This window comes from Streptomyces niphimycinicus, from assembly GCF_018883605.1.
In the GTDB taxonomy this organism is placed as follows: domain Bacteria; phylum Actinomycetota; class Actinomycetes; order Streptomycetales; family Streptomycetaceae; genus Streptomyces; species Streptomyces niphimycinicus.
In genome coordinates this window covers 1-4,554 of sequence record NZ_JAHLEM010001010.1, presented here as the reverse complement: position 1 = coordinate 4,554, position 4,554 = coordinate 1, and the positions used below count along the sequence as shown (strand labels likewise).

3 protein-coding genes and 1 pseudogene are annotated in these 4,554 nt (G+C 74.8%); 2 read left to right on the top strand and 2 right to left on the bottom strand.

What is annotated here, in order from left to right:
* A pseudogene (locus KN815_RS46845) lies at window positions 1–194 on the top strand (glycosyltransferase); the annotation flags it as partial.
* Window positions 195–210: 16 nt separating this feature from the next.
* Here the strand turns inward: KN815_RS46845 and KN815_RS46840 are convergent.
* Window positions 211–1,245 (bottom strand): AraC family transcriptional regulator, encoded by a 1,035-nt coding sequence (locus KN815_RS46840; RefSeq protein WP_216347877.1) that lies wholly within the window; start codon window positions 1,243–1,245, stop codon window positions 211–213.
* Between the two features lie 81 nt (window positions 1,246–1,326).
* Here KN815_RS46840 and KN815_RS46835 point away from each other — a divergent pair, with 81 nt between their 5' ends.
* Window positions 1,327–2,199, top strand: coding sequence for an NAD(P)H-binding protein (locus KN815_RS46835; RefSeq protein WP_253209686.1), 873 nt, complete (start codon window positions 1,327–1,329; stop codon window positions 2,197–2,199).
* A gap of 34 nt (window positions 2,200–2,233) precedes the next feature.
* On the opposite strand, the gene KN815_RS46830 is transcribed toward KN815_RS46835, so the two are convergent.
* Window positions 2,234–4,554, bottom strand: a 2,321-nt coding sequence (locus tag KN815_RS46830) for a SpoIIE family protein phosphatase (RefSeq protein WP_216347875.1), incomplete at its 5' end; no start/stop codon positions are given.

The window sequence follows — 4,554 nt, the reverse complement described above, 5'->3', positions numbered from 1 at the left end:
CCCTGCGCCGGCAGGCCGCCGCGGGCCCGCTGCGCTTCCCGGTCCCGGACGCCATCGACCGCTACGACATCGCCCGCGGCGCCCGCCGCCTGATGGACCTCTACGACCGCGCCACGACCTGTGGGCCGGACGGCTGCCTGCGGGTGTCACCCGTCAGCCGCCGCATGCCGCGGCGCGGGGCGCCCGCGGGCTGAGGCGGCTCGCGCGCGATCAATCGCGTCCCGCCGCCTCGCCGGGGTCATCGGGCCCCGGGCCGGGCCGCGGAGCAGGTCCAGCACATGCCGCAGACCGGGGCGGTTGCCGGTGCCCGCACAATGCCGTCTCACGGTATGCCCGCGGACTGAGGCCGCGTTCGCGGGTGAAGGCGGCGCTGAGGGCGAACGCGCTGCCGTAGCCGACCCGCCGGGCCACCGCCGCCAGGGTGCTCTCCGGGTCCCGGAGCAGATCCGCCGCGAGGGCCAGACGCCAGCCGGTCAGATACGCCATGGGCGGCTCGCCCACCAGCGCGGTGAAGCGGCGGGCCAGCGCCGCCCGCGAGACCCCCGTCTCGGCGGCGAGCCCGGCCACCGTCCATGGATGGGCCGGGTTGTTCTGGAGCAGCCGCAGGGCGCGGCCCACCACCGGGTCGCCCAGCGCCCGGTACCAGCCCGGCGCCCGGGCCTCCGGCCGGGCGAACCAGGCCCGCAGCACGGAGATCAGCAGCAGATCCAGCAGCCGGTCCAGGACCGCCTCCTGCCCGGCCTCGTCCCTGACGATCTCCTCGCCGAGCCAGGGCATCAGGGGGCAGTCCCACACCTCGCCGTCCAGCGCCAGCAGCGGGGGCAGCGCGTCCAGCAGCCGCCCGCTGATCTCCCCGTCCAACTGATAGGTGCCGATGAGCATCGTGGCCGAGCCGTCCGGGTCGTTGCCCCAGGTACGCACCCCCAGCGCCATTGCCTGGGCCAGATCCACGCCGTCCGCCGTGCGGCACACCTCACCGGGGAGGATCCACGCCTGCGGCGCGGTGGCGGGGTCGTCGGCGACCGTGTACGGGGCGGGGCCGCGCGCGATGGCCACGTCCCCCGGGCGCAGCCGCACCGCCTCCCCCTCGTCCGGCACCACCCACGCCTCGCCGCGCGCCATGGTCATCACGCACAGCGGGGCCCGGTCCTCGATCCGTACCGCCCAGGGCGGCTCCATCACGACCCGCAGCAGAAAGGCCCCCCGGGCCCGCGGGCCGTCCAGCAGACTCGCCAGCGCGTCCATGGCGCACAGCGTAGACGCTCGCTTATGCGGCCGAGCCTCTCGGCCATGGCCCGTCTCACCGCCCGCGAGTTGACTGGCCGTATGACGACACAGCACACGGAAACACCGCATGTGCGGGTACAGCCCGCCGACCCCACGACCGTCCTGGTGCTCGGCGGCACCGGCAAGACCGGCCGCCGGGTCGCGGACCGGCTGATCCGGGCCGGACACCCGGTGCGGATCGGCTCCCGGTCCGGTGAGACGCCGTTCGACTGGGAGGATCCGCGCACCTGGGAGCCCGCGCTGGACGGTGCCGCCGCGGTGTACCTCGCCTACTATCCCGACGTCTGCGACCCGGGCGCCGCCGCCACCCTCCGTGCCTTCGCCGAACGGGCGGCCGGGAGCGGCACCCGGCGGCTGGTGCTGCTCTCCGCCCGGGGCGTGGAGGCCGCGCTGCCCGCCGAGGAGGCGGTGCGGGTGCCGGGGGTGGAGTGGACCGTGCTGCGGGCCAGTTGGTTCTGCCAGAACTTCGACGAGGGCATTCTGCGCGGCGGGGTGCTCGACGGCGAGATCGTCTTCCCGGCCGGGGACGTCAAGGAGCCCTTCGTGGACGCCGACGACATCGCCGAGGTCGCGCTCGCGGCGCTGACCGGGGACGGACACGCGGGCCGGAGCTACGAGATCACCGGCCCGAGGCTGCTGACCTTCGCCGAGGCGGCCGCGGAAATCGCCCGGGCGACCGGCCGCGCGGTGCGCTATACCCCGGTCCCCGCCGAGGAGTACGGGGCCGCGCTGGTGCGCGACCAGGGGCTGCCGGAGGAGCTGGGGGCGTTTCTGACCGATCTGTTCGCCACCTTGCTCGACGGGCGCAACGCGCGGCTGGGGGACGGCGTCCACCGTGTTCTGGGCCGGGCGCCCCGGGACTTCGCCGACTACGTCCGCGAGACCGCCGGGAGCGGCGCCTGGGCCGACTGAGGGGCGACGGGCGTTCGCCGCCTTCCGCCGGGGGTCAGGGGAGTGTCTGCGCGGTCCAGATGCACTTGCCGGTGGAGGTGTAGCGGGTGCCCCAGCGCTGGGAGAGGGCCGAGACCAGTTGCAGCCCGCGACCGCCCTCGTCGGTCTCCGAGGCATGGCGGATCCGGGGTGTGGTCAACGAGCCGTCGGTCACCTCGCAGATCAGCTCCTCGCTGCGCAGCAGCCGCAGCCCGATCGGGCCCCTGCCGTGCCGGATCGCGTTCGCGACCAGCTCGCTGACCAGCAGCTCCGCGATGGGGGTGAGCGCAGCCAGTTGCCAGCGGGTGAGCTGGTCCCGGACGTGGTCGCGCGCCTCGCCCGCGGCGATCGGCCCTTCGGACAGCGGCCATGCGGCGATGTGGTCGGAGGCCAGCGCATGGGTGCGGGCGATCAGCAGCGCCGCGTCATCGGCGGTGAGCTGCTTCTCCGGCAGCAACTCGGCCAGCACCTCGTCGCACAGTCGCTCCAGCGAGGCGTGCTCGCCGCGGTCCCCGTCGCGCGGGTCTCCGTCGCGCCAGGCGTCCTCCGGGCCGGGTGCGCGGGCCGCGGAGGACAGCGCGCTGGCCAGGTGGCGCATTCCGCGGTCGATGTCCCGGGCGGCGGATTCCACCAGACCGTCGGTGTACAGCACCAGCAGACTGCCCTCCTCCAGAGTCAGCTCGGTGGTCTCGAACGGCGGCCGGGCCGCGCCCAGGGGCGGATCCGGGGCGCCGCCGGCGAAGCGCACCGGATGGCCGGGGCGTACGACGGCCGGTGGGGGATGTCCGGCGCTGGCGAAGACGCAGGTGGCGCTGGCCGGGTCGTACACGGCGTACAGACAGGTCGCGTAGAGGTTGTCCCCCAGGTCGCTCACCAGGTCGTTGAGGCGGGTGAGCAGCTCGGCGGGCGGAAACTCCAGCTCGGCCAGGGTGTTCACGGCGGTGCGCAGCCGGCCCATGGTGGCCGCCTCGGACAGCCCGTGGCCCATCACATCGCCGATGACCAGGGCCACCCGGGCGCCGGACAGCGGAATCACGTCGTACCAGTCACCGCCCACGTCGATGCCCTCGCTGGCGGGCAGATAGCGGGCGGCGGTGGTGACCGAGGGCAGCGACGGCAGCGCGCGGGGCAGCAGCCCGCGCTGGAGCTCCTTGGCCCGGGTGTGCTCCACGTCGTACAGCCGGGCGCGCTCGATGGCCTGTCCCATCAGTCCGCTGAGCGCGGTGAGCAGGGCCCGCTCCTCCGCGTCGAGCCGGCGCGGCTCGGCGAAGGCGACCACGGTGCAACCGATGTTCCGGCCGGAGACGATCAGCGGCAGAAAGGCCCATGCCTGCTTCTGCGCCGCGGCGGGCCGCCCGCCCATGCCGGGATAGCGCGCGGCGTATGCCTCGGCCGACTCGACGAAGGCCGGCGCCCCGGTCCGGTACACCTCCGAGACCGGCGACACATCATGGATCGAGGCCCCGTCGATCGACTCCAGGAAGGGCTGCGGATAGCCGACGGCCCCGGCGATCCGGATCACGCTGCCCTCGATGAGCTGCACCACCATCCCGGAGGCGCCGAACGGCGGCAGCACCCGGTCGGCGATGGCGTTCACCACATCGCGCATCGTCAGGGCCTGCGCGAGGGCGTCGGTCAGCTCGCCGATCCGCGCGTTGCGCTCGGCAGCCGCCCGCTCGGCCGCGGCCCGCTCCGCCTCCCGCGCCCGGCGGGCGGTGATATCGGCGGCGTAGACCGTGAGCCCGTTCGGCATCGGGACCAGCCGCATGTAGTACCAGCGCTGATTGGTGGGCCAGCGCACATCGAACCCGACCGGGGTGCCGCTCTCGGCGGCCCGCCGGTAGCGGCTCCGCAGGTCCGGCTCGGCGTCGTCGACGTTCAGCCGCGCGAAGGCATCCCACAGTGTCCGGCCGAGCGTCGTCCGAGCGGCGCCGAGCAGCCGCTCCGCCTCGCCGTTGACGAAGGTGATGCGCCAGTCGCCGTCGACTGCGAAGAACGCGTCGCTCATATGCCGGAGCGCCTGGCTCACCTGGTCGTCCGCCGGCAATGTGCCGATGCCGCCCCGGTCCCGACCTCCGTCCTGGTCCTGACCTCCGTCCCGGTCCCGGTCGGGAGGGTTCTCCCGCAGCCGCGGGGCGGCCCACGCGGCCAGTGCCTCGACGGCCGCTTGCCGCTGCGGTGCGGGCCGCTCGGCCGGGGCCATCAGCACCGTCAGCACGCCGGTGACCTTCTCCGCAGTGATCAGCGGAACCGACAGCAGCCCGCTTCCGGTGGGCAGCGCCGGGCCCGTGCCGCCCTGGGCGCCGGGGTCCGGCGCCCACACCGGCGCGCCCTGGG